Raw genomic sequence first — 22,130 nt, forward strand, 5'->3', positions numbered from 1 at the left:
TGACAACTGGCAAATCTGGCGACACCCGATGAACACCCAGTTCCTGATCCAGCTCATCGTCAACGGCCTCGTCGTCGGCACGCTCTATGGCGTGGTCGCGATGTCGTTCGTGCTGATCTACAAGGCGACCCAGGTCGTGAACTTCGCACAGGGCGAACTGTTGCTGGTCGGCGCCTGGATCTGCTGGGCGCTGCTGACCAAGTACCAGCTGCCGTTCTGGATCGGCATGCCTGTTACGCTGGTCTTCATGTTCATCTTCGGCATCGCGATCCAGGTCGTGATCCTGCGTCCGATGATTGGTGAGCCGATCATCTCGGTCATCATGGTGACCATTGGCCTGTCGACCGTGTTCCAGGCCGCACTGAAGTGGATCTTCGGCGTCAATCCTCAGCCGTTCCCGCGGGTGTTCGAGAGCCAGTCGGTCAACCTGTTCGGTCTGCAGATCCAGACCGTCTATGTCATGAGCCTGGTGGTGTCGCTCGCCATGATGGTCGGCATGGCCTGGTTCTTCCGCGCCTCCAAATATGGCCTTGCGATGCGCGCCACCGCCTTCAACCAGCAGGTCGCGCAGTCGCTCGGCATTTCCGTCAAAAGCGTGTTCGCGATGGCATGGGCGATCTCGGCCACGGTCTCGGCGGTCGCCGGCGTCGTGGTCGCCGTGGTCAACGGCGTGTCATCAGGCCTTTCCGCCTATGGCATCAAGGTGTTTCCGGCCGCGATCCTGGGTGGCCTCGATTCTGTCGGTGGCGCCGTGCTCGGCGGCATCATCATCGGGCTCCTGGAGAATGTCGCCCAATATGTCGACAGCGAATTTCTGCACTGGGGCAATCTCTACGAGATCGCGCCGTTCTACGTCCTGATCATCATCCTGATGGTCAAGCCCTACGGGTTATTCGGCACCAAGGACATCGAGCGGATCTGATCAATGGCAACGCGCACCCTCATTCCGTCGGGCGACTTCCGCACCACCTACGCGTCCGACACCACGATCTTCCCGACTGCGACCAGCCGCAACTTCGCGATTGCCGGCGTCGTGCTGGCCTGCTTTGCGCCGATGGTGCTGACCAACTACTGGCTTTCTATCGCGATCCAGATCGGTATCTTCGCGATCGCAGCTCTCGGCCTCAACATCCTGGTCGGCTTCACCGGCCAGATCTCGATCGGCCACGCCGCGTTCTTCCTGCTCGGCGCCTTCACCTCGGCCTACATCTCCAACAACGCGCCGATCCCGGTGTTCTTCGCCATTCCGCTTGCCGGCCTGATCACGGCACTGGTCGGCTTGATCTTCGGTGTGCCGGCGGCGCGACTGAAGGGGCTTTACCTCGTCATCGCCACGCTCGCCGCGCAGTACATCCTGCTGGACTTCTTCTCGCGCGCCGAATGGTTTTCGGGCGGCTCGGTGCCGGCAAGCGCCAACCCGTTCTCGATCTTCGGCTACACCCTGCGCGGCGACCGGCAGTATTTCTACGTCGTGCTCGCCTATGTCGTGGTCAGCTATCTCCTCGTCACCAATCTGATGCGGACGCGCGACGGCCGCGCGCTGGTCGCGATCCGCGACCATTATCTCTCCGCCGAGATCATGGGCATCAACCTCACCAAGTACCGCACGCTGTCGTTCGGGCTCGCCGCCTTCTTTGCCGGCATCGCCGGCGCGCTCTACGCGCATTACCAGCTCGTCGTCTCGCAGGAGGGCTTTGGCATCGAACGCTCCGTGCTGTTCCTCGCCATGGTGATCATCGGCGGCACCGGCTCGGTCATGGGCACGCTGATGGGCACGGCCTTCGTGGTGCTGCTGCCGGAATCGATGGAGTGGCTGAGCGCCTGGCTGAAGGGCGGCGCCGTCGACAAGGCGTTGCAGCTCAACAACAACATCACCTTTCTGCGCGAGATCGCGATCGGCCTGATCATCATCGGCTTCCTGATGTTCGAGCCCGACGGGCTCGCGCATCGCTGGCGGCAGATCAAGACCTACTGGAAACTCTACCCGTTCTCGCACTGAGGCAGGAACGGACATTGCTCACAAGATCGGTTCAATGAATAACAGGAGGAAACCAAGAATGACGATTAGATCCCTTTTGAGCTCGGTCTCTCTCGCGCTGCTGATCAGCAGCGCAGCCGCCACCGCGCAGGCCCAGATCGCGATCGGCCATCTGCAGGACCTCTCGGGCGGCACGTCCGACGTCGGCACACCCTATGGCCAGGGCGTCGCCGACACCTTCGCCTGGGTCAACAAAAACGGCGGCGTCGGCGGCAAGCAACTCAACGTCGACAGCAACGACTACGGCTACCAGGTGCCGCGCGCGATCGCGCTCTACAAGAAATGGTCGGCGCCCGACAACAAGGTCGCGGCGATCATGGGCTGGGGCACCGCGGACACCGAGGCTCTCACGGGCTTCCTTGCGCAGGACAAGATCCCCGACATCTCCGGCTCCTATGCCGCGGCGCTGACCGATCCTGAAGGCACCAGCGGCAAGGCCAAGCCCGCGCCGTACAACTTCTTCTATGGCCCGAGCTATTCGGACTCGATGCGCGCGATGCTGACCTGGGCCGCGGAGGACTGGAAGGCCAAGGGCAAGCCCGGCAAGCCGAAATTCGTCCACATGGGCGCCAACCATCCGTATCCGAACGCGCCCAAGGCGGCCGGTGAAGCCCTCGCGACCGAGCTCGGCTTCGAGGTGCTGCCGCCGCTGGTGTTCGCGCTCTCGCCTGGCGACTATTCGGCGCAGTGTCTCAGCCTGAAAAGCTCCGGTGCAAACTATGCCTATCTCGGCAACACGGCGGCCTCGAACATCTCGGTGCTGAAGGCCTGCAAAACCGCTGGCGTCGACGTCCAGTTCCTCGGCAATGTCTGGGGTATGGACGAGAACGCAGCGAAGACCGCCGGCGATGCAGCGGACGGCGTGATCTTCCCGCTCCGCACGGCGGTGAGCTGGGGCGGCAATGCGCCCGGCATGAAGACGGTGATGGAAATCTCCAAGATGTCCGACCCGTCAGGCAAGGTGTATCGCCCGGTGCACTACATCGCCGCGGTATGCAGCGCGCTCTATCTGAAGGAGGCGCTTGACTGGGCCGCCAAGAACGGCGGCGCGACCGGCGAGAACGTCGCCAAGGGCTTCTACCAGAAGAAGGACTGGGTGCCGGCCGGTATGGAAGGCGTCTGCAATCCCTCGACCTGGACCGAGAAGGACCATCGTCCGACGATGAAGGTCGATCTCTACCGCGCGAAAGTCTCGGGCGCGACCGATGGCGACATCAACGATCTGATGGCCAAGGGCACCATCAAGCTCGAGAAGGTCAAGACCATCGAGCTGCCGCGCAAGCCGGAATGGTTCGGGTGGTAAGACCGTAGCTCAGGAGTCGTCGTCCCCCGCGAAAGCGGGGATCCAGGACGCCGCGGCCTAACGATCGATCGCCGGCGTCTCTGGAATACTGAGTCACCCGCCTTCGCGGGTGACGACAGCGGGAGAAGGATCAAGATCATGACCCAAACCCTCGAAGCCACCCGCCCCGCGCCGACGGCCGTTCCGCCGCCGGCGCTGCTCGGCGTCAACAACATCGAGGTCGTCTATGACGACGTCATTCTCGTGCTGCGCGGACTGAGCCTCGAGGTGCCGAAGGGCGCGATCGTGGCGCTGCTCGGCGCCAATGGCGCCGGCAAGTCGACCACCTTGAAGGCGATCTCCGGCCTGCTGAAGACCGAGGACGGCGAGGTCACCCGTGGCGAGATCCTGTTCGAGGGTCAGCGCATCAACGGCATCGATCCGGACAAGATCGTCCGCCGCGGCATCTTCCAGGTGATGGAGGGCCGCCGCATCGTCGCCGACATGACCTCGCTGGAGAATTTGCGGCTCGGCGCCTTCACCCGCCGCGACAATGAGGTCGCCGATGACATCGACATGGTCTTCAAGTATTTCCCGCGCCTGAAGGAGCGCACCGGGCTCGCCGGCTACCTCTCCGGCGGCGAACAGCAGATGCTCGCGATCGGCCGCGCGCTGATGGCGCGCCCGAAGATGATCCTGATGGACGAGCCGTCGATGGGACTGTCCCCCCTGCTCGTCAAGGAGGTGTTCGCGATTGTCAAGGAGATCAACCGCGATCTTGGCGTGACGATCCTCCTCGTCGAGCAGAATGCGCGCGCCGCGCTTTCGGTCGCGAGCCATGGCTACATCATGGAGCAAGGCAAGGTCGTGCTCGACGGCTCCGCCGACGAACTGCGCGACAACGAGGACGTCAAGGAATTCTACCTCGGCGGCGCCGGCGACCAGCGCAAGAGCTTCAAGAACCTGAAGAGCTTCAAGCGGCGCAAGCGCTGGCTCTGAGCGTGAAATTGAGGACCGGTTCGCGTGAAGAAAACGCATCAGGCCAGGAAGGCGATTCTAGCCGAGCACCTGCTCAGCTTCGGTAACCGCGCAGAGAACATGATAGAAGGACGACGCAGGGATCATGGCGAGCAGCGACTTGCCGTCGCGGTCGAACTGGTCGTACCAGCCGCCGGCCACAGGATGACTGAGATAGTGCCGCTCGAGCAGCGCGAGCGCCGCGCGCGCCTCCGCCGCCGCCCCGCTCTCACCCGCCTCGGCCTGCGCAATCCACGCCTTCGCCAGTTCGCTCTGCGGCCACAGCCGCCGGGTATGGCGGCGGATGTTGCCCTCGGTGTCGCCTTCGTCGACCAAGCAGCCGGTGGCGGCCTCGCGATAGCGCAGCGCCGACGCCAGCAATTCGACGCGCGGGCGTCCGGTCGGACAACCGGTGATGCGTTCAAATCCCTTCAGCAGCCAGACCCATTCCGCGAGATGCCCAGGCTCGACGCTGACCGGCGGGATCTTCGACCAGTCCTCCTCGAAATACTCGCCGAGTACGTGGGTCTGCTTGTCGTAGAGATTGGCCAGGAACAGCGCGAAGAACTCGCCGGCACGGTTCTGGAACGACAAATCGTGGGTGGCGTCGAAGCACGCGATCATCGCCTCGAACAGATGCATCTGCGGATTCTGCCGGCGCGGCATCGAGGGCGGCAGCCCTTCCAAGAACCCGCCATGCGGCGAACGGAGCTGCGCGTCGAGGAACGACAGCAGAGCGTCGATCTCGGCGCGAATCTGGGCGTCGCGGTCGAGGCCGTAGACGGTCGCCAATGCGAGCAGCACGAAAGCATGGCCATAGGTGTCGCGCAGCGGGTCCAGCACGCCGCCTTCGGGGGTCAGGCTGAAGACAAAGCCCGGCCGGCCATCCGGCGCCTTCGCCTTGGTGAGCAGATATTCCAGCCCCTTCAGCGCGATCGCGCGGCCATCCGGGTACCAGCCCATCTGCGCCGCCTTGGCGTAGCAATAGATCTGGCGCGCCTGCACGAACACACGGCGCGGGGCAGCGCGATCGGCGCTGCCGTCCGGATGCAGCCGCTCGACAAAACCGCCGGCCGCGCTGTCCCAGCCCACGGTCGACCACAGCGGCAACGCATGATCGATCATCCGGCGCTTCAATCTGGCGACGACGTCGGCCACCCCGTCCGCCGCAGCGTTCTGTGCTTCAGCCATCGTATTCCCTGGACCCGTCCCGACACCGGTGATCGCCGTCTGATAGCACGCGCAAGGCGGCGCGCAACCCGCGCAAATCTTCCCAAGGACCCGCCATGACCGAACATTACGACGCTCTGGAAACGCGCGATCCGGCCGAGCGCGAGGCCGCCCTGTTCGCCCGCTTGCCGGAGGTGCTGCGCACAGCAATGGCGGCGCCGGCCTACGCCAACCTTTTGAGGGGCATCGATCCCGCATCCGTGACCAGCCGGGACGCACTGGCACGGCTGCCGGTGCTGCCCAAGTCGGAACTCCCCACTCTGCACAGGGCCGCCCCGCCCTTTGGCGGTTTCGTGGCCGACCAGCCCGGCTCGTTCGCCCGCCTGTTCACCTCGCCCGGGCCGATCTTCGAGCCGGAAAGTCGTCAGGCCGATCCATGGCGCGGCGCACGGGCGCTATTCGCGGCGGGCTTTCGCCCCGGCGATGTGGTGCTGAACACCTTCAGCTATCACCTCACCCCGGGCGGCTTCATTTTCGACGCCTCGGCGCGCGCGCTCGGCTGCGCGGTGATACCGGCCGGTCCCGGCAACACCGAGCAACAATTCGAGTTGATCGAGGCCTACCGCCCGATCGGCTACAGCGGTACGCCGGATTTTCTGAAGATCCTGCTCGACGCCGCCGCGACGGCCGGCCGCGACGTGTCCTCGATCAAGCGCGCGTTGGTTTCCGGCGCTGCGTTTCCGAAGTCGCTGCAGGAGGAGATGAAGTCGCGCGGCATCGATGCCTACCAGGCCTTCGGCACCGCCGATCTCGGCATGATCGCGTTCGAAACCGCTGCGCGCGAGGGCATGACCGTCAACGAAGATCTCATCCTGGAAATCGTGAAGCCCGGCACCGGTGATCCGGTGGCAGCGGGCGACGTCGGCGAGATCGTCGTAACCTCGCTCGATCCGCATCATCCCTGGATCCGCCTGGCCCTCGGCGACCTGACTGCAGCCCTGCCGGGCAAAAGCCCGTGCGGGCGTACCAATATGCGCATCAAGGGCTGGATGGGCCGCGCCGACCAGACTACCAAGGTCAAGGGCATGTTCGTTCGCCCCGAGCAAATCGCCGAGATCGGCAAACGGCACCCCGAGCTCGGGCGGCTGCGCTTGGTCGTCACACGCGCCGGCGAGACCGATGCGATGACGCTGAAAGCCGAATGCGCCTCACCGCCAGAGGCCCTGCAGACCGACGTTGCGGCAACGCTGCGTGCCGTCACCAAGCTCGGCGGCAACGTCGAACTGGTCGGCGCAGGCTCGCTGCCCAACGACGGCAAGGTGATCGCGGACGAGCGCTAGCACTACTTTGGCAGATTGTCGGTTTAGCCGCGCTTTATAGGATTCCCGAATCGATTTTTCAATGATTCATGGGTGGTCGGCTCTTGGAGGGCTGACCATGGCGGAATGGGAAGACGAACTCGAGCGTTGGCTGAAGCCGTTCTTGGACCGATTGGGTCACAAGACTCGGCAGCGGATGTGTCCGCTGTACGTTGCGGGATTGATCGGCCCTGGTGATCGCAAGAGCGTTCAGCCGATGGCTGAACGCCTTGCCACAGGCAACTACGATCAGCTGCACCATTTCATCGCCGATGGTGTTTGGGACGCATCACCACTGGAATCTGAGCTGCTCAACCAGGCGGACCGACTTGTCGGCGGCAAGGATGCGGTGCTGGTTATTGATGACACCTCACTGCCGAAGAAGGGCGAACGCTCGGTTGGTGTTGCAGCTCAATATGCGTCGGCTCTCGGCAAGACGGCAAATTGCCAAACGCTGGTGTCTTTGACGCTTGCGCGCGGCGAGGTGCCGGTGATGGTCGCGTTGCGTCTCTTTCTGCCTGACAGTTGGACAAGCAACGTGACTCGTTTAAAGCGCGCTCGCGTGCCTGTCGAACACCAAGCGCCACGGTCCAAGCCGGAAATTGCTTTGGCCGAGATTGATCGCGCGATAGTAGCCAACGTGCGCTTTGGGTGTGTACTGGCGGATGCGGGATACGGGCTCAGCGCACCATTTCGACAAGGGCTAACGGCACGCGGGCTACTTTGGGCCGTCGGCATCCCGCGGCACCTCAAGGTGTATCCGGTTGAGGTGAAGCTCGTTTGGCCGAATACCAAGGTTCGGGGCCGACCACGAAAGCACTACGTACCAGATGTCCTATCGATCGCGGCAGAACAAATGCTGCACGGCGCCAAGTGGAAAACCCTGAGTTGGCGGAGCGGGACGAAAGGTCGGCTGAAAGCCCGATTTGCTGCTGTCCGTATCCGCATCGCCGACGGGCCTCCGCAGCGGATATGGGATAAGGGTCAGCAGCATCTTCCGGGCGAGGAAGCCTGGCTCATTGGCGAGCAACGTGCCTCAGGGGAGAAGAAATACTATCTCGCCAATCTGCCCGCCGCGACAGACCTGCGCACATTAGCCGCCACCATCAAGGCACGATGGATTTGCGAACAGGCGCATCAGCAGTTGAAAGAAGAACTCGGGCTTGATCACTTCGAGGGGCGATCCTGGCAAGGTCTGCATCGTCACGCGCTCATGACCATGGTCGCTTACGCCTTCCTGCAGCATCGTCGCCTCGCACAAGCGGGGCGGAAAAAAAAGAATCAACGGACCTCCACCTCAGCCTAGCTTGCCGGCGGTACGCCAAGCCATCGTCGATCTCGTTCTTCGGCCGCCATCTCTGCGATGCCCACACTGCAGAAGACGGATCCGTAAAAAGCCCCGGCGAATAAATCTGCCAAAGTAGTGCTAAGGTCCGGACTCAATCAGGTCCACCAAATGATAGCGGCAGCAAGATTGACGGCCGAGAGGAAGTTTCTGGCGAGCTTGTCATAGCGGGTTGCAATGCGCCGCCAGTCCTTGAGCCTGCAAAACATGCGCTCGACGAGGTTGCGCCGCTTGTATGCGGCGCGGTCGAACGGATGGAAGCGTTTTCGGGTGGGATTGTTTGGGATGACCGGGGTTGTTCCCCGTTCGATGAGGAATTGCCGCAGTTCGTTCGCGTCATAGGCCGTGTCGGCCGCACAGCAACGCGGTGGTGGCAGAGAGCTGAGCAGGGGCAGCGCCGCGCGGATGTCACCACGCTGACCTGGCGTTACTTCGAGCGCGATGGCGCGTCCGAGACTGTCGCAGACGGCGTGGATCTTGGTGGTCCTGCCACCGCGGGAACGACCGATGGCCTGAGCCTCCGCCCCCCTTTTCCACCGGCCGCCGCACGGTGCGCCTTGGCGGTCGTGGAATCGATGGCCTGGAAGTCGTCATCGGGCGACAGGCCCCGAAGTGCTTCGAACAGATTGCGCCAGACCTCGCGCCGCGACCAGCGGTTCCAGCGATTGTAGACGGTCGTGTAAGGGCCGAACACTGCCGGGCAATCGCGCCAGCGGCAGCCGGACTTCAACACATGGATGATGCCACTGATCACGCGGCGATCATCGACTCGACGAGCGCCGGGCTGATTTTGCGGCAGCAAGGGCTCGATTGCTGCCCACTGCCGATCATTCAACCAAAACTCGCCCGCCATGATCCAAGCCCCGCAAATGCAGAGCTTGAATCATATCTCCACGTAAAATTATACATCTGATTGAGTACAAACCTTAGTGCAGCTTACTGTTAGCGTTGGGGAGCGCGGGATTGGGATTCGGTTTTGTCGGATGTCTGACCGGCACCTGGACCAGGAACCCGAGATCGTCGCGTTTTCCTCCTTGCTGCTGTTCCTCACTTGGGTGGCTGAGAAGACGCGACCGTAGTTGCTTTTTATGTTTTTTCTGCATTCATAGCTTGTGGTTGAGATACCTCTTGCATCAGCATCTGAGTTTCAAACGAGTCAGAATGCGTGCGGAGTAAACCTGTAGTGCATCTCGGCGTGTCCCAATCCGGTGAGGTTGGCATGGCTGACGAAGTCCCCGTCACCAGCGAACAATCCATCGCGTGGCTGGACAGGGGCCGCCGGGCGGCAGCGGTCGCTACCACCTTCATGCTGCGCATCAGCACGAGCGGGACGGCAATCTCGATGGCCGCATTGGTGCTTCTGACCCTGCTGTCGGCGAGAGCGAAGGACTGGCTCGCCACGGTGCGCCCCTCCAGTCGCAATCGCCGCGCTCGCATGACCGCCGGTTTCACCCGGTAACAGGCGATCCCGCCTATGGCTCCTGGCCCGCTATTTCATTCTACTCGCTCTGTCCTTCGCCTCTTTGCTCTGGCCGGCGGGACTCCTGGGCAATTTCGCACAAAGCATCTGCTTCTCGCTGTGTGCATTCGGCTTCGCCCTTGCGGCTCCCCGATTCTGACGTGCGGACCGGAATCGCTCGGCGTCACGGTGGGCATCCTTGCCGTCCCGTTCCTCGCCAACATCTTCATCATCTATTTTTGACGACCGGCTTGTCCGTTTTGGCAGCATTGGCCGCGCTCCTCCTGGTGCGGACCGGGAGCTGGAAACGAAATCTCGCCGCTACAGATTCTCTCAGACATGTCATTGTCAGCATGCCCTCTCGTCGAGTAAGGCCCGGCTGCGGCTTCCGCAGATCGGAAGCGATGTCAGGCGCCGCTCCTCGGACACGGCGCAGGAAGCACGAAATCCCTCCACACCGCGACGGAGGCAGAAAGGCCGTCCCCTACGAAAAAGCGATACCTGACGCTCACTATCAGCTTCTGGCGATTGCGATTCAGACTGGCGCACAGGGCCTGACGTCCTCCGCTGCCCGCGCTTGCCAGACCGCTCCGTTCAGCGCAGAGAATGGCCGGGCAGCCGACCGGCCGCTGCGGCCGGCTGGCGCCCAGGGAACACTACATCATGCCAGTCACCAAGGCCCGGCTTTGCCCGGCAGTCTTTTTCGATCGGGACGGGGTCCTGAATCGGGACACCGGCTATGTTTTCGAGCCTGCGAAATTCGAATGGATCGAAGGGGCCATCGCGGCCGTGCGCGCCGTCAACGATGCAGGATATTTTGCGTTCGTCATCACCAACCAGTCAGGCGTCGCTCGCGGCTTTTACGAGGAGCACCATGTTCACGCGCTGCATCGCTGGATGACCGACGAGCTCAAGCACGCCGGGGCTCACATTGACGCCTTCGAATTTTGTCCAGACCATCCGGAAGGCACCGTCGCACGCTATTGCCGCGTGAGTGATCGTCGCAAGCCGGCGCCGGGCATGATCCTTGACCTGTTGAAACGGTTTCCCGTAGAAGAGAAAGGAAGCATGGTTATCGGCGACAAGCCACGCGACATGGAGGCGGCGCGGGCCGCCGGGCTCGCTGGCCATCTCTTTGATGGGGGCAATCTCGCCGATTTCGTCAGGCCGCTCCTGGTGAGCGCAACCCGCGACGGGGCGGTTCCCGCCAAGGGATGAGCCGGCTTCGGGTTAAGGGTGCCTCCGCACTGTGGATTTTTGCGAGCGCTTCGGCTACCCGGTTTCGATTCAGACCGCAGCAGGACGTCCGCGAATATTCGGAGACATATTGATATGGGTAGAGATAGGCGCGTTGCGTTGATCACCGGCGTAGCCGAGGCAAAGCGGGAAAGCGCTCATGATGAATCGGCGCCGAACAAGCCCCGCCAGCAGCGGACGGAGCCGTGACAAAAGCGGCGGGAATGAAGACATCCGGCAGATTGTTTGTCGCAACGCAATTCTATCCGCCCGACAAGAGCACGACGGCGACTTATCTGGGGCAAATCGCGCGGGCACTTGCGTCGGACAACGAGGTGATCGTTGTCTCGGGCACAGCAGGCTCGCGTGCACCAGGCGCGGAAACAACTCCAGAAGTCGTCGAGGTCAGGAGCTGGAGTCCGAAGAAGCGTGCGCTCGTGCGCAGAGCGATCGCAATTTGCGCGCTTGCCGCCGGCATGTTCTTCGCCGTGCTGCGTCGTGCTGGACGCAACGATACCGTCTTCTGTGTGACGACACCGTTCACTCTGCCCTACACGGTGGTCCTTGCGGCGTGGCTGCGTGGCGCTGCGACCGTGTTGCTGATCTACGATCTCTATCCCGAGGCGCTTGAAGCCGCGAAGTTCATCCAGCCCACTTCGATCTCGGCGCGCCTGCTGCGCTTTGCCAACTCTCTGCTATTCCGCACGCTCGACGCTATCATCGTGATTGGGCGCGACACCCCGTCTCTGCTCACCAGATATTCCGGGGTTTTGCCTACTAAGATTCACTTCATCCCCAACTGGGCCTTAATACCGATCGGCTACCGTGAGCTCGATCCCAACAATCCGTTTCGTGCCTCTCTCCGTGGCAAGTTCGTCGTCGGCCTGTCGGGCAATCTCGGCTTCACTCACGATCCCAAGGCCGTCTTCGAAGCGGCCAAGCTGCTCGCCGGCGACAAGGACATCCACTTTCTGTTTGCCGGATGGGGCGTCGGCTGGAACGAGCTGAGCGAGTTGGCAGCGAGCGAGCAGCTTGCCAACGTGACGGTGATGGCCCCGGTCCCCGACGATGAGCTCGTCGATTTTCTCTCGGCGGCCGACGTTTGGGTGATTCCCTACCGCCAAAATATCGCTGGCGTCTCGATTCCCAGCCGTCTCTACAATCTGCTAGCCGTCGGCCGACCCATCATCGTCTGCTCGGAATCTCATTCGGAAGCAGCGATCGTGCTGAGCGAGGAAGCGATCGGTTGGGTCGTGCCGCCAGAGGATCCGGCTCAACTTGCCAGGGCCATCGCCGACGCTGCTACGGATCGTTCGGGGACTGCCGCCAAAGGACGCCAGGCGGCAATCGTCGCGCACAAGTACAGCAAGGAAGCCGCGACCAAGCGCTATCGCGAGATCGTCGGCGCAGCCGCAAACAGGCCTTAACCTTCGAACTTCCGGATCAAGTCGATAACGTAGTCCTGCTGTTCCCGGCTAATTTCGGCGAACATCGGCAGAGAGAGTATCTCCCGCTGGTCGCGAGAGGCGTTCGGAAACTGCTTCGGCCTGTGCTCATATCGATTGTAGGCCGGCAGCAAGGGCAATGCCGTCGGGTAATTGATCGCCGTCTGCACGCCATTTGAATTCAGGTAGCTCGCCAACGTATCACGCTTCGGATGCTTGACGGTATAGAGATGATAGACGTGCGTGCGGCCGGGCGCAACCTGCGGCACCTCGAGATCCTCGATCTGCTTGAGGTTGGCATCATAAATCGACGCGGCTTCTTGCCGGGCCTTAGTCCAAGCGTCAAGGTGCGGCAGCTTGGCCGACAGAATGGCCGCCTGTATGCCGTCCAGACGGCTGTTGATGCCCTCAATGTCGTGCCGATGCTTCACCATCCCGCCGTGCCGGGCGAACTTGGTCATGTGTTCGGCCAAGGCGGAGTCATTGGTGACGACCGCGCCGGCATCTCCCATCGCGCCCAGGTTCTTCCCCGGGTAGAACGAGTAGGTCGCGGCCGCCCCGAACGTGCCGATAAGCTGGCCCTTGTAGCGCGCCAGGTGAGCTTGCGCGCAGTCCTCGATCACCCACAATTTGTGCTTCCGCGCGATCGCCATGATGGCGTCCATGTCGGCCGGCTGGCCGTACAGATGCACCGGGATGATGCCGACGGTGCGGGGCGTGATCGCCCGCTCGACCGCGGTCGGATCGATCGTGAAGGAGGCGCCGTCGGTGTCGCAGAACACGACCTTGGCGCCGGAATGGGTTATCATCGCGGACGTGGAGATCCAGGAGTGCGCCGTCGTGATCACTTCATCGCCCGGCTTCACTCCGAGCGCGACCATTGCAAGATAGAGCGCGTCTGTGCCGTTGGCGCAGGAAATGCAATGCTTCGCCTCGACCACCTTCGCAAACTCCGCCTCGAACGCTTCGACGAACGGCCCGCGAATGAAGGCGCTGTCGCGGATGACGGCCGCGATCGCGCCGTCAATTTCGGACTTCAGGTTCTGGTACTGAAGGTGCAAATCGGCGAATGGTACTCGCATCAAGCCTCCTTGCGCGGCGCCATGCGGCGCGCGGGATTGCCGGCATAGGTGCCGGGCTCGGTGATATCGCTGGTGACGACCGCTCCCGCCCCGATCACGACGTCGCTCGCGATCCGCACCGGCAGAATAGTCGCGTTGGAGCCGATCGAAACGCGGTCTCCGATGACGGTCGTGCGCCACAGTTCCTTGCGGCCGCGGGCCGGGCCGCCCGTTGCGAACGTATCGTTGATAAACATCACGCCGTGCCCCACGAAACAGTCGTCGCCGATGGTCACGAGCTCGCAAATGAAGGCGTGGGACTGCACACGGGTGCGCGTCCCGATCACCACATCCTTCTGAATCTCGGTGAAGGGCCCGATGAAGCAGCCGTCGCCGATGACGCAACCATAGAGGTTGCACGGCTCGACCAGCTTGACCCCGGCACCGAATTCGACGTCGCGTACTCCGACCTGATGTACTTCCGGCATGTTCATGCGGATAGCCCGAGACGGCTCCTGCGCGGTTCGAAACGAAGCGCCACTTCGTTGCCCGTTTCGATCGACTCGTAGAGCGCCGAAATCAGCTCAAGGCTCTTTCGCCCTTCGAGACCATCGACCAATGCGGCGCGCTCGTGCAGCAGACAATCCACCACGTGCTGGTAATAGGCTTGGTGGCCAAATCCATAGACGTTCGGCGGATTGACCGAGAACTTCTCGACGACCTCCTTGTCGCTCGGAAGCTCGTTGACGAAACGCCAATGCCTGATCTGGTTGACGGCGAAGCCGGCGATTTCTACCGTGCCCTTTTCGCCTAGGATCGAGAGCGAGCCTTCGAGGTCGGTGGGACGCACAGCCGTCGTCGCCTCGATGATGCCCAGCGCGCCGTTGCGGAATTTCAGCGTCGCAACGGCGGTATCCTCAGTCTCGATCTTCGCGAGCGCGGTTGTGGCCCGGGCATGGACACTGACGACGTCGCCGAAGAACCATTCGAGCATATCGACGTGGTGGCTCGCCTGGTTCGTGAGCACGCCGCCGTCATAGGCCCAGGTGCCGCGCCAGGCGTCCTGGTCGTAATAGGCCTGATCGCGACACCACCGCACCCGGACCGTTCCGAGCAGCAATTTGCCGAAACGACCGGCGTCGAGGGCCTCGCGTGCCTTGACAACCGGCACGTTGAAGCGGTTTTGCTTGACCACGAACAGCTTCACGCCGGCCTGGTCGCAGGCCCGGATCATGTCGTCCGCATCCTGGAGCCGAAGCGCCATCGGCTTTTCGACGACCACATGCTTACCCGCCTTCGCGCAGGCGATCGCATGCTGGGGATGCATGCCGCTGGGCGTCAGCACGGTGACGACATCGATGTCTTTCCGGGCAAGAAATGTCTCGAGGTCGTAGTCCGCGCGCATTCCGAATTTCGTCGCCACGGCATCGGCACGCTCGCGAACGGGGTCGCAAACCGCGACCAGCGTAGCATTTTCGATCTGACTGGAGCCCAGCAGATCAGAATGCCGTTTGGCGATACGTCCGCAACCGAGCAAGCCGAATCTGAGCATGAAACCTTCCCCCTGATCACGCAGGCCGAGGCTAGGACGCCTCAATATCCACCCCCTCGCGGCATAGAGGTCTATACGCAAAAGCTCTTTTAGATCAAGCCAATTGGGACCAGTCGGGGGTGACAATCGGGCCTAACTCCTCCGAAATCGATTGCTCCAAACTGTCCCCCGTTCTGGGCCAGCCTTTACGAGAACTGAGAGCTTCTTGGGGCACGAAAAACTCCAAAAAATGGACTTGGCCTGTCATTTCGCTTAACAGTCGGCGAACCAGTCCAAAAGACTGAGAGATTTCAAGCCAAGTTCAGAAGCATGACCGATAAAGCCACTGCCGCGATTCTGGAAACACTTCATTCGTTTCGCGTTACTTTCCTGTCTGTCGTGGGGATCACCTTCGCTCCCTTGGCTGCGGCTATCTTCATTTTTGTCCAGCCCCATTCGCTCGTCCGGTCCGCGGTCGAGATCGGAACCTTCTCCTTCAACGGGCGGGAGGAGCCGATCGAATCGCCGGAACTGCTCGCAAAGCGCATACCCGCGGTCTATGTGCCGGCTGCCCTGGCGGCATTGGCCAAAAACGGCGTGCGACAATCGACGCTGGGCACCCTCCAGAGCTCGTCGGCCGACAGCATCGGCCAGACCGTGAGCATCCAGAGCATTGTCGATCCCGCCGCCGCCGAAGAAGCCAAGGCGTTCCACCAGAAGATCATCGACCAGATCATGGAAGAGGATGGCAAGCGCAGCGACTTCGTGCGCGAAGCGGCCGCCTCACGGGCGGTGCTGCTGAAGCAGACCAGCGATGGGGTGGATCAACAGATCGCGGACTATGGGAAGATGCTCGACCGCCTGGGCGAACTGCTCCCCGAAACAGAGGGCTCGCTTCGCGACAGAGAGCTCGAGCGTGGCACCGCGCTCCGCCGCGCCGCAACGCAGATCGAAGGGGACAACAAGGCGAGCCCGGACATCGACGGACTGCGCAAGGAGATCACGGGCCATCTGCAGCTGATGGCCGTCCTGAGCGAGGATCGCGCCCAATCGACGCGCGATCTAACGGCGTTACGCGCCCGGCACGATGCCCTTGCATCGGCCCTCCTCGAGGCGCAGATCGCCGTGCGGGCGTTCAAGAACACGCGCGTCTCGCTCGCGCCCGAGGTCACGCCGCAACCGGTGGGCGCGAGGCGACTCTCCCTCCTGTTCATCGCCGCGGTCGCGTCGATCCTGATCGCGTTCGGAGCGATCGCGTTCTACATAGCTTCGTCGTCACGAGGGTTTGACGGATCGGCCGGCGACGGTCTCGCGGACAACCAATCCCTGCGCAGATGAGCGGCGAAAGTGAACGAGATCTTGAACCGCAGCCCCATCGAGGTCGACGCAAGCCGCAACGAGGGGCTCGGGCCTGTCCTCCTTATCTACCTGCACGTGGCCGCCTGCTTCGTCTCGATGGCCCATGTCGTGCAATACTACGCGCCGCTCATGCGCCTGACCGTCGCAACCAGCGACAAGCTCTGGCTCGCCGCGCTGAACGTCGCGCCGTTCGCACTGCTCTCGATCCTGTTCGCCGTGTGCCGCTTCAGCTTCGGCTACCTCGTAGGCTTCTACTTCTTCACCATGCTGATGGGGTACCTCTGGCTGCTCCCGCTATCGACGTTCTCTTACGACCACCTCGTGGCCTATGCCTCGGCATTTACCTCGGGACTGGCGTTCCTCTTTCCCGCCATGCTGGCGTCGATACCGGCCAGACAGAGGTTCGTTTTGTCGGAGGCCGGCTTTCGAAGGTTGCTGACCTGCATATTGGTGTTCGCCGCCGCGACTGTTGGAGTCGGCGCGCTCTACAATGTGAGGCTGGTCGGGATCTCCGAAATCTACAATTTCCGCAACCAGCTCGAATTTCCGGCCTGGCTCTCGTACGGGCTTGGAGCCACCTCGAACGTCCTGCTGCCGTTCGCCTTTGCCTTTTTCGTCGTCGAAGGCGCCAAGTGGCGGGCCGGCCTGTGCCTGCTGCTGCTGTTCATATTTTATCCGATCACCCTGAGCAAGCTTTCCCTTTTTGCGCCTGTGTGGCTGATCCTTCTGGCGGTTGCGTCCCGGGGCTTCACGGCGAGAACAGCCGTGACGCTGTCTCTCCTGGTGCCGATCCTATTTGGCATAGTGCTGGCCAGGCTGTTCGACCTGAACGCCATCTCGTATCAACAGTTCATTGCCTATTTCAGCCTGGTCAATTTCAGAATGATCGCGCTGACCTCCAGCGCCCTAGATTTCTACAACGACTTCTTTGCCCATCATGACCTGACTTGGTTCTGCCAGGTGAACGTCCTGAAGTCCTTCATCGACTGCCCCTACCGCGAGCCCCTGGCGATCGTAATGCAGAACGCCTACAATGTGGGGAATTTCAATGCCTCACTGTTCGCAACCGAAGGCATCGCCTCGGTCGGCGTTATTCTTGCGCCGCTCGCCGCCTTCATCTGCGGCCTGGTCGTGGCAGTCGGCAACTCCGCCTCCTCCGGCCTGCCATCGCGATTTGTCCTGCTCTCGGCCGGCGTGCTGCCGCAGATCTTTCTCAACGTCTCCCTCACCGTCACTTTCGTAACGAACGGCGCTGCATTGCTCTTCATACTCTGGTACATGACCCCTCGCACATTATTCGGCAAGAAGGCATGAACACTGCGGAACGAGCCCTTGGACCGACCGGGGCCTTCGGCCTCACGACGCCTTCGTCGTGGCGAGGGCGCCTGCTGTTGCTTTGGATTCACCTCTTCGTCTGCTGCCTGTCGCTGGTCTATGTCGCTCAGTTCTACGGCTACACCGGAGCAGTCGCCTTCGCGCAGGCGCGGCTACCGACGGCGGGCCTGGTCGTCCTGCCGCTCGCGGCAGTCGCCGTCCTCTTTGCGCTTGCCCGGTTCAGTTTCGGCTATTTCGTCGGCTTCTATTTGTACACCCTGGTCGTCGGCTATGCGTGGCTCAGTGTGTTCTCGAAGTTTTCCTACGACCGGGCGCTGTCTCTCGCTTCCGCCATTGGTTCGATCGTTGCGTTCCTGGTCCCGGTGCTTTTCATCACCTGGCCCATCAAGCAATATGTCGTGCTGAGCGAAGGTGCAGCGAAACGGTTGCGGCTGGCCATCCTGCTGATCGCAGCCGCAACGGTCACGGCCGGCACATTCTACAATTTCAGACTGGCAGGAATCGACACGATCTATGACTTCCGGAATGCCCTGGAATTTCCTGCCCCGCTCCGATACGCAATAGGCATAACGTCGAACGCGTTGCTGCCGTTCGCCTTTGCGAGCTTCGTCATGAGCGGCGAAAGAGTGAAAGCCGCACTCGCCCTCCTCCTGCTGCTGGCGTTCTATCCAATCACCTTGACCAAGTTGACCTTCTTTGCCCCGTTCTGGCTTCTCTTTCTCGCGATAGTCGCCCGAGGGCTCGAGCCCAGAGCGGCCATTCTCCTGTCGTTGCTCCTGCCGATCTCCGGAGGACTGTTGCTGATCATCCCCTATAAGCTGGGAACGATCCCGTACGAGTCGTTCATCAAATACTTCTCAGTGGTCAACTTCCGGATGATCGCCTTCCCCTCGATCGCACTCGACGTTTATAATGACTTCTTCTCCGCCCATCAGCTAACGCACTTTTGCCAGATCAATCTGATCAAGATGTTCCTTGGCTGCGCCTATGGCGATCCGCTGTCGGTCCTGATGTCCAAGAATTATGAGCTCGGGAACCTGAACGCATCACTGTTTGCCACCGAGGGCGTCGCGTCGGTCGGCCAACTTGCGGCACCGGTTGCGGCGGCCGCCTGCGGACTCGTTATCTCTCTCGCAAACCGGGTCTCGGCCGGCCTGCCTCCGAGGTTCGTCATCCTGTCGGGGGGACTGTTGAGTCAGGTGTTCCTGAACGTACCATTGACCACGACCTTGCTGTCGAACGGAGCCCTGCTCGTGTTTGTTCTCTGGTACATCACGCCGAGGCCGCTTCTCACCGCCCAGTCGAACCGGCTGAAGGTCCCGGTTGCGCCTGCCTATTGAGAAAACCAATGCTAGTCGTCGAGGGGTTACATGCATAACGTTCTGATCACAGGGGGGGCCGGGTTCATCGGCCAAAATCTGGTGCATGCGTGGCGGGCGGCTCGTCCGGACGACCGGCTGGTCGTCCTGGATGCGATGACATATGCGGCCAACATTCGCAGCATCGAACTGTTAATCGCGAACGGCAGCATCGTCTTCGTCAAGGGCGACATCGGGGATGCAGGTCTGGTGCGCGCGCTGTTTGACGAGCATAAGTTCGATCGCGTGCTGCATCTAGCCGCCGAATCCCACGTGGACCGTTCCATCGTCGATCCCGAGGCGTTCCTTCAGACCAACGTGCTCGGCACGTTCACCTTGCTCAAGGCGGCCCTCGATGCCTGGCGCGCCTCGGACACGATGCAGCATGCGCGCTTTCTCCACATCTCGACCGACGAGGTCTACGGATCGCTCGGACCGACGGACCCGCCCTTCTCGGAGTCCACGCCCTATCGTCCAAATTCGCCCTATGCCGCCAGCAAGGCGGCCAGCGATCATCTCGTCCGCTCCTTCGTCGTGACTTACGGGCTGCCCGCACTGATCACCAATTGCTCGAACAATTACGGGCCCTACCAGCACCCGGAAAAACTGATTCCCCTGATGGTTATCCATGCGCTCGAGGGCAAGCCGCTGCCGATCTACGGGGATGGATCGAACATTCGCGACTGGCTGCATGTGTCCGAGCACTGCCGGGCGCTGCTGACGGTCGTCGAACGGGGATCTCCGGGCGAGACCTACAATGTCGGCGGCGGTAGCGAGCGGAACAATCGCGATGTCGTCGGCACGATCTGCGATCTGATCGACCGCGCGTTTGCCGAAGATCCGGCGCTGGCCGCGCGTTTCCCATCATGCCCGGCGGCGACCAACCAGTCCTGCCGCTCGCTGATCCGATATGTCACGGACCGGCCCGGCCACGACCACCGCTACGCGATCGATGCACGCAAGCTTGCGACCGAACTCGGCGAAAGCTGCAGGATCACCTTCGAGGCCGGCCTCGATCAGACCGTCCAATGGTACCTCGACCACCAGAACTGGTGGGACGAGATCGTAGGCGGCGGCTACAAGGCCTGGCTCGACAAGAACTACAGCTTCCGGATCGCGGTCTAGCGGATGCGCATTCTGATACTCAATGCCGACTACCCGCGCTTCTTGGCGTGGCTGTACCGGCGCGAGCCTACCTTGTCCGAGGCCTCCTACGCCGACCAGATGTCGGCGAGGAACACGACTCTGTTCGGCGTGGCCGATTTCTACTCGCGCAACTTCGCCGAACTCGGCCATGCCGCGGCGGAGATCCACGTCAACAATTCGTATCTGCAATCGGCCTGGGCGCACGAACACGGCATGGCCGTCGAGGCACGTGCCGAAATCGCGTCCAGCAAGGCGCAGCGGCTTCCCGGCTGGCTGCAGCGGGCGGCGGTCCCCTTCAAGCCGTTGCTGCGTCCGCTGGCGCGGCGCGTGGGCCTCAGTCCGCGCCTTGATAAGCAGGGCGAACGCATCCTGCTCGCGCAGATCGAGGACTTCCAGCCCGATCTCATTCTCAATCAGGATGCCTTCCACGTCGACACGCGGCTGATCCGCCGCATCAAGGCGGTATGCAACCCGGTTATCGTCGGACAGGTCGGCATCGAGCCATCTTCCGGCGAAGACTGGGCCGCCTACGACCTATTGATTTCGCAATTGCCGACGACGGTCGAGTGGTTCCGCAGACGCGGCGTTCGCGCCGAGGTCAATCATCTGGCATTCGATCCGGTCGTGCTGGAGCGGCTTCCGGCGGCGGCTGAGGCTCCCGTCGACGTGTCGTTCGTCGGAACGGTCTCCGACGATCACCGCCAGCGGATCATGCTGCTCGAGGCCGTGGCGCAACGCTATGACCTCAAATTGTGGGGGACGTTGCCGCGAACGCTTCCCGCATCCTCTCCCCTGCACGCCTGCCTCCAGGGCGAGGTCTGGGGCGCTGACATGTACCAAGTGTTGCGGCGATCGAAGATTACATTGAATTCGCACATCGACCTCGCCGGCCGGGAGGCCGGGAACATGCGCTTGTTCGAGGCGACCGGCGTGGGGACATTCCTGCTCACCGATTTCAAGGACAATCTTCACACCCTGTTCGAGCCCGATCGCGAGGTCGCCGTGTGGCGCACGGTCGAGGATTGCCTGAAGACCGTCGAGCGATATCTCGACGATGCTGGCGGCCGCACCGCCATCGCGAAGGCGGGTCACGCAAAGACCCTCGGCGAACACACCTATCGCCATCGCACGAGAGAGATTCTCGGTTACGTCGAAACCTTGAAGCCACGAAAATGAAGCTGCCCCGCGCGATCAGGCAAATCGGCAAGCGCGTTGTCAACGCGACGCCGCTGCTCCGCCGGCAGATCCTAACGTCGACCGACTACAGTGTGCTTGGTGGGGTCGAGGAAGCCCGCAAAGCGCAGGCTTCCTCGGGCGGATGGCTCGCCGCGCGGACCGTGCGCCGCCAGGAGCGGGCCTATCTTGGCCTGATCGCCGCCATGAAGCGGGGCGAGCCGCGGCTCGACCTCCAGGTGGCCGCGGAGGCCGTTGCCGCGACCGGCATTGCGCAGCCCAGATTGCTGGAGGTGGGTTGCGGCAGCGGCTATTATTCGGAGGTGTTCGATACCCTGGTCAAGGGTGGCCTGCGGTATACCGGCATCGACTATTCCGCGGCGATGATCGAGCGGGCGCATGCCAACTACCCATCCGCAGACTTCGAGGTTGCCGACGCGACCGCCCTGCCCTATGCCGACGCCGCCTTCGATATCGCGTTCAACGGCGTATCGCTGATGCACATCATCGATTATCCCGCAGCGATCCGCGAGGCGGCCCGGGTCACCGCCAACTACTGCATCCTGCACAGCGTGCCGGTGTTCGACGATCACTCGACCACGTATTTGCAGAAATATGCCTATGGCGCGCCGGTGGTGGAGATCGTTTTCGGCAGGGAGGAACTGATCGGACTGTGCGAAGCGGCCGGGCTGCGCCTGGAACGAAGCTGGCCATCCATTCCGTATGACGTGTCCAAGGTGACAGGTCATCATTCGAAAGCAGAAACCTATCTTCTCTCGAAGAGAAAATAGCCGGGCGAAAGGCTGCCGCAATCAAC

At 62.1% G+C, this 22,130-nt stretch carries 19 protein-coding genes and 1 pseudogene; 15 read left to right on the forward strand and 5 right to left on the reverse strand.

Features of this window, described 5'->3' with window-relative positions; all coding sequences use genetic code 11:
• Window positions 1-28: 28 nt before the first annotated feature.
• The 4 genes from MTX23_RS23690 to MTX23_RS23705 all read left to right on the forward strand — a co-directional run bounded on the left by MTX23_RS23690 (window position 29) and on the right by MTX23_RS23705 (window position 4,319).
• Window positions 29-922, forward strand: coding sequence for a branched-chain amino acid ABC transporter permease (locus MTX23_RS23690; RefSeq protein WP_280972598.1), 894 nt, complete (start codon window positions 29-31; stop codon window positions 920-922).
• 3 nt (window positions 923-925) lie between these two features.
• A complete protein-coding gene (locus MTX23_RS23695; RefSeq protein WP_280972599.1) occupies window positions 926-1,999 on the forward strand; it encodes a branched-chain amino acid ABC transporter permease in 1,074 nt (357 codons plus the stop codon).
• A gap of 58 nt (window positions 2,000-2,057) precedes the next feature.
• The gene (locus MTX23_RS23700; RefSeq protein WP_280972600.1) at window positions 2,058-3,341 is read left to right on the forward strand and encodes an ABC transporter substrate-binding protein; all 1,284 of its coding nucleotides are present in this window, start codon (window positions 2,058-2,060) and stop codon (window positions 3,339-3,341) included.
• Window positions 3,342-3,479: 138 nt separating this feature from the next.
• Entirely contained in the window at window positions 3,480-4,319 is an 840-nt protein-coding gene (locus tag MTX23_RS23705) for an ABC transporter ATP-binding protein (protein ID WP_280972601.1), read from the forward strand.
• Between the two features lie 57 nt (window positions 4,320-4,376).
• Here the strand turns inward: MTX23_RS23705 and MTX23_RS23710 are convergent, their stop codons facing one another.
• Window positions 4,377-5,528, reverse strand: a complete 1,152-nt coding sequence (locus tag MTX23_RS23710; RefSeq protein WP_280972602.1) for an AGE family epimerase/isomerase — start codon at window positions 5,526-5,528, stop codon at window positions 4,377-4,379.
• A gap of 95 nt (window positions 5,529-5,623) precedes the next feature.
• Between MTX23_RS23710 and MTX23_RS23715 the strand changes: the two genes are divergently transcribed.
• A complete protein-coding gene (locus MTX23_RS23715; RefSeq protein ID WP_280972603.1) occupies window positions 5,624-6,847 on the forward strand; it encodes an AMP-binding protein in 1,224 nt (407 codons plus the stop codon).
• Window positions 6,848-6,908: 61 nt separating this feature from the next.
• A pseudogene (locus MTX23_RS23720) lies at window positions 6,909-8,258 on the forward strand (IS701 family transposase).
• 50 nt (window positions 8,259-8,308) lie between these two features.
• On the opposite strand, the gene MTX23_RS23725 reads toward MTX23_RS23720, so the two are convergent.
• A protein-coding gene (locus MTX23_RS23725) for an IS5 family transposase (RefSeq protein WP_280972604.1) occupies window positions 8,309-9,063 on the reverse strand; the annotation gives its coding sequence in 2 pieces (ribosomal slippage) (window positions 8,309-8,730 and window positions 8,730-9,063; 756 coding nt in all).
• Between the two features lie 366 nt (window positions 9,064-9,429).
• Here MTX23_RS23725 and MTX23_RS23730 point away from each other — a divergent pair.
• From MTX23_RS23730 to MTX23_RS23740, 3 genes are all read left to right on the forward strand, one after another.
• Window positions 9,430-9,669, forward strand: a complete 240-nt coding sequence (locus tag MTX23_RS23730; protein WP_280972605.1) for a hypothetical protein — start codon at window positions 9,430-9,432, stop codon at window positions 9,667-9,669.
• A 606-nt stretch (window positions 9,670-10,275) separates the two neighbouring features.
• The gene (locus MTX23_RS23735; protein WP_348637503.1) at window positions 10,276-10,887 is read left to right on the forward strand and encodes an HAD family hydrolase; all 612 of its coding nucleotides are present in this window, start codon (window positions 10,276-10,278) and stop codon (window positions 10,885-10,887) included.
• A 242-nt stretch (window positions 10,888-11,129) separates the two neighbouring features.
• The gene (locus tag MTX23_RS23740; RefSeq protein ID WP_280972606.1) at window positions 11,130-12,332 is read left to right on the forward strand and encodes a glycosyltransferase family 4 protein; all 1,203 of its coding nucleotides are present in this window, start codon (window positions 11,130-11,132) and stop codon (window positions 12,330-12,332) included.
• On the opposite strand, the gene MTX23_RS23745 is transcribed toward MTX23_RS23740, so the two are convergent.
• Genes MTX23_RS23745 through MTX23_RS23755 form a run of 3 tightly spaced genes read right to left on the reverse strand, consistent with a single transcriptional unit; the run spans window position 12,329 to window position 14,963 of the window.
• Window positions 12,329-13,432, reverse strand: coding sequence for a DegT/DnrJ/EryC1/StrS family aminotransferase (locus tag MTX23_RS23745; RefSeq protein WP_280972607.1), 1,104 nt, complete (start codon window positions 13,430-13,432; stop codon window positions 12,329-12,331). The genes MTX23_RS23740 and MTX23_RS23745 overlap by 4 nt on opposite strands.
• Window positions 13,432-13,905, reverse strand: a complete 474-nt coding sequence (locus tag MTX23_RS23750) for an acyltransferase (RefSeq protein WP_280972608.1) — start codon at window positions 13,903-13,905, stop codon at window positions 13,432-13,434. Before MTX23_RS23750 ends, MTX23_RS23745 begins: the two co-directional genes overlap by 1 nt.
• A complete protein-coding gene (locus MTX23_RS23755) occupies window positions 13,902-14,963 on the reverse strand; it encodes a Gfo/Idh/MocA family oxidoreductase (protein WP_280972609.1) in 1,062 nt (353 codons plus the stop codon). The genes MTX23_RS23750 and MTX23_RS23755 overlap by 4 nt, the downstream gene beginning before the upstream one ends.
• Window positions 14,964-15,272: 309 nt before the next feature.
• On the opposite strand from MTX23_RS23755, the gene MTX23_RS23760 reads away from it, so the two are divergent.
• The 6 genes from MTX23_RS23760 (at window position 15,273) to MTX23_RS23785 (ending at window position 22,104) form a co-directional block, all read left to right on the forward strand.
• Window positions 15,273-16,280, forward strand: coding sequence for a hypothetical protein (locus tag MTX23_RS23760; protein ID WP_280972610.1), 1,008 nt, complete (start codon window positions 15,273-15,275; stop codon window positions 16,278-16,280).
• A gap of 150 nt (window positions 16,281-16,430) precedes the next feature.
• Window positions 16,431-17,615, forward strand: a complete 1,185-nt coding sequence (locus MTX23_RS23765; protein WP_280972611.1) for a hypothetical protein — start codon at window positions 16,431-16,433, stop codon at window positions 17,613-17,615.
• A gap of 77 nt (window positions 17,616-17,692) precedes the next feature.
• Entirely contained in the window at window positions 17,693-18,976 is a 1,284-nt protein-coding gene (locus tag MTX23_RS23770) for a hypothetical protein (protein ID WP_280972612.1), read from the forward strand.
• Window positions 18,977-19,006: 30 nt separating this feature from the next.
• Window positions 19,007-20,119: a dTDP-glucose 4,6-dehydratase gene (gene rfbB / locus MTX23_RS23775; RefSeq protein ID WP_280972613.1), complete on the forward strand. Its 1,113-nt coding sequence runs from the start codon at window positions 19,007-19,009 to the stop codon at window positions 20,117-20,119.
• Window positions 20,120-20,122: 3 nt separating this feature from the next.
• Window positions 20,123-21,316 carry a glycosyltransferase gene (locus MTX23_RS23780; protein ID WP_280972614.1) on the forward strand — a complete coding sequence of 398 codons (1,194 nt, stop codon included), beginning with the start codon at window positions 20,123-20,125 and terminating at the stop codon, window positions 21,314-21,316.
• Window positions 21,313-22,104 carry a class I SAM-dependent methyltransferase gene (locus MTX23_RS23785; RefSeq protein ID WP_280972615.1) on the forward strand — a complete coding sequence of 264 codons (792 nt, stop codon included), beginning with the start codon at window positions 21,313-21,315 and terminating at the stop codon, window positions 22,102-22,104. The genes MTX23_RS23780 and MTX23_RS23785 overlap by 4 nt, the downstream gene beginning before the upstream one ends.
• Window positions 22,105-22,130 lie beyond the last annotated feature (26 nt).

Origin of the sequence: Bradyrhizobium sp. ISRA436 (assembly GCF_029910015.1) — a bacterium.
In the GTDB taxonomy this organism is placed as follows: Bacteria; Pseudomonadota; Alphaproteobacteria; order Rhizobiales; family Xanthobacteraceae; genus Bradyrhizobium.

Coding starts and splice junctions, on each gene's coding strand:
- MTX23_RS23690 (WP_280972598.1), top strand. CDS start 29: ATGAACACCCAGTTCCTGATCCAGCTCATCGTCAACGGCCTCGTCGTC.
- MTX23_RS23695 (WP_280972599.1), top strand. CDS start 926: ATGGCAACGCGCACCCTCATTCCGTCGGGCGACTTCCGCACCACCTAC.
- MTX23_RS23700 (WP_280972600.1), top strand. CDS start 2,058: ATGACGATTAGATCCCTTTTGAGCTCGGTCTCTCTCGCGCTGCTGATC.
- MTX23_RS23705 (WP_280972601.1), top strand. CDS start 3,480: ATGACCCAAACCCTCGAAGCCACCCGCCCCGCGCCGACGGCCGTTCCG.
- MTX23_RS23710 (WP_280972602.1), bottom strand. CDS start 5,528: ATGGCTGAAGCACAGAACGCTGCGGCGGACGGGGTGGCCGACGTCGTC.
- MTX23_RS23715 (WP_280972603.1), top strand. CDS start 5,624: ATGACCGAACATTACGACGCTCTGGAAACGCGCGATCCGGCCGAGCGC.
- MTX23_RS23730 (WP_280972605.1), top strand. CDS start 9,430: ATGGCTGACGAAGTCCCCGTCACCAGCGAACAATCCATCGCGTGGCTG.
- MTX23_RS23735 (WP_348637503.1), top strand. CDS start 10,276: ATGGCCGGGCAGCCGACCGGCCGCTGCGGCCGGCTGGCGCCCAGGGAA.
- MTX23_RS23740 (WP_280972606.1), top strand. CDS start 11,130: ATGAAGACATCCGGCAGATTGTTTGTCGCAACGCAATTCTATCCGCCC.
- MTX23_RS23745 (WP_280972607.1), bottom strand. CDS start 13,432: ATGCGAGTACCATTCGCCGATTTGCACCTTCAGTACCAGAACCTGAAG.
- MTX23_RS23750 (WP_280972608.1), bottom strand. CDS start 13,905: ATGAACATGCCGGAAGTACATCAGGTCGGAGTACGCGACGTCGAATTC.
- MTX23_RS23755 (WP_280972609.1), bottom strand. CDS start 14,963: ATGCTCAGATTCGGCTTGCTCGGTTGCGGACGTATCGCCAAACGGCAT.
- MTX23_RS23760 (WP_280972610.1), top strand. CDS start 15,273: ATGACCGATAAAGCCACTGCCGCGATTCTGGAAACACTTCATTCGTTT.
- MTX23_RS23765 (WP_280972611.1), top strand. CDS start 16,431: ATGCGCCTGACCGTCGCAACCAGCGACAAGCTCTGGCTCGCCGCGCTG.
- rfbB (WP_280972613.1), top strand. CDS start 19,007: ATGCATAACGTTCTGATCACAGGGGGGGCCGGGTTCATCGGCCAAAAT.
- MTX23_RS23780 (WP_280972614.1), top strand. CDS start 20,123: ATGCGCATTCTGATACTCAATGCCGACTACCCGCGCTTCTTGGCGTGG.
- MTX23_RS23785 (WP_280972615.1), top strand. CDS start 21,313: ATGAAGCTGCCCCGCGCGATCAGGCAAATCGGCAAGCGCGTTGTCAAC.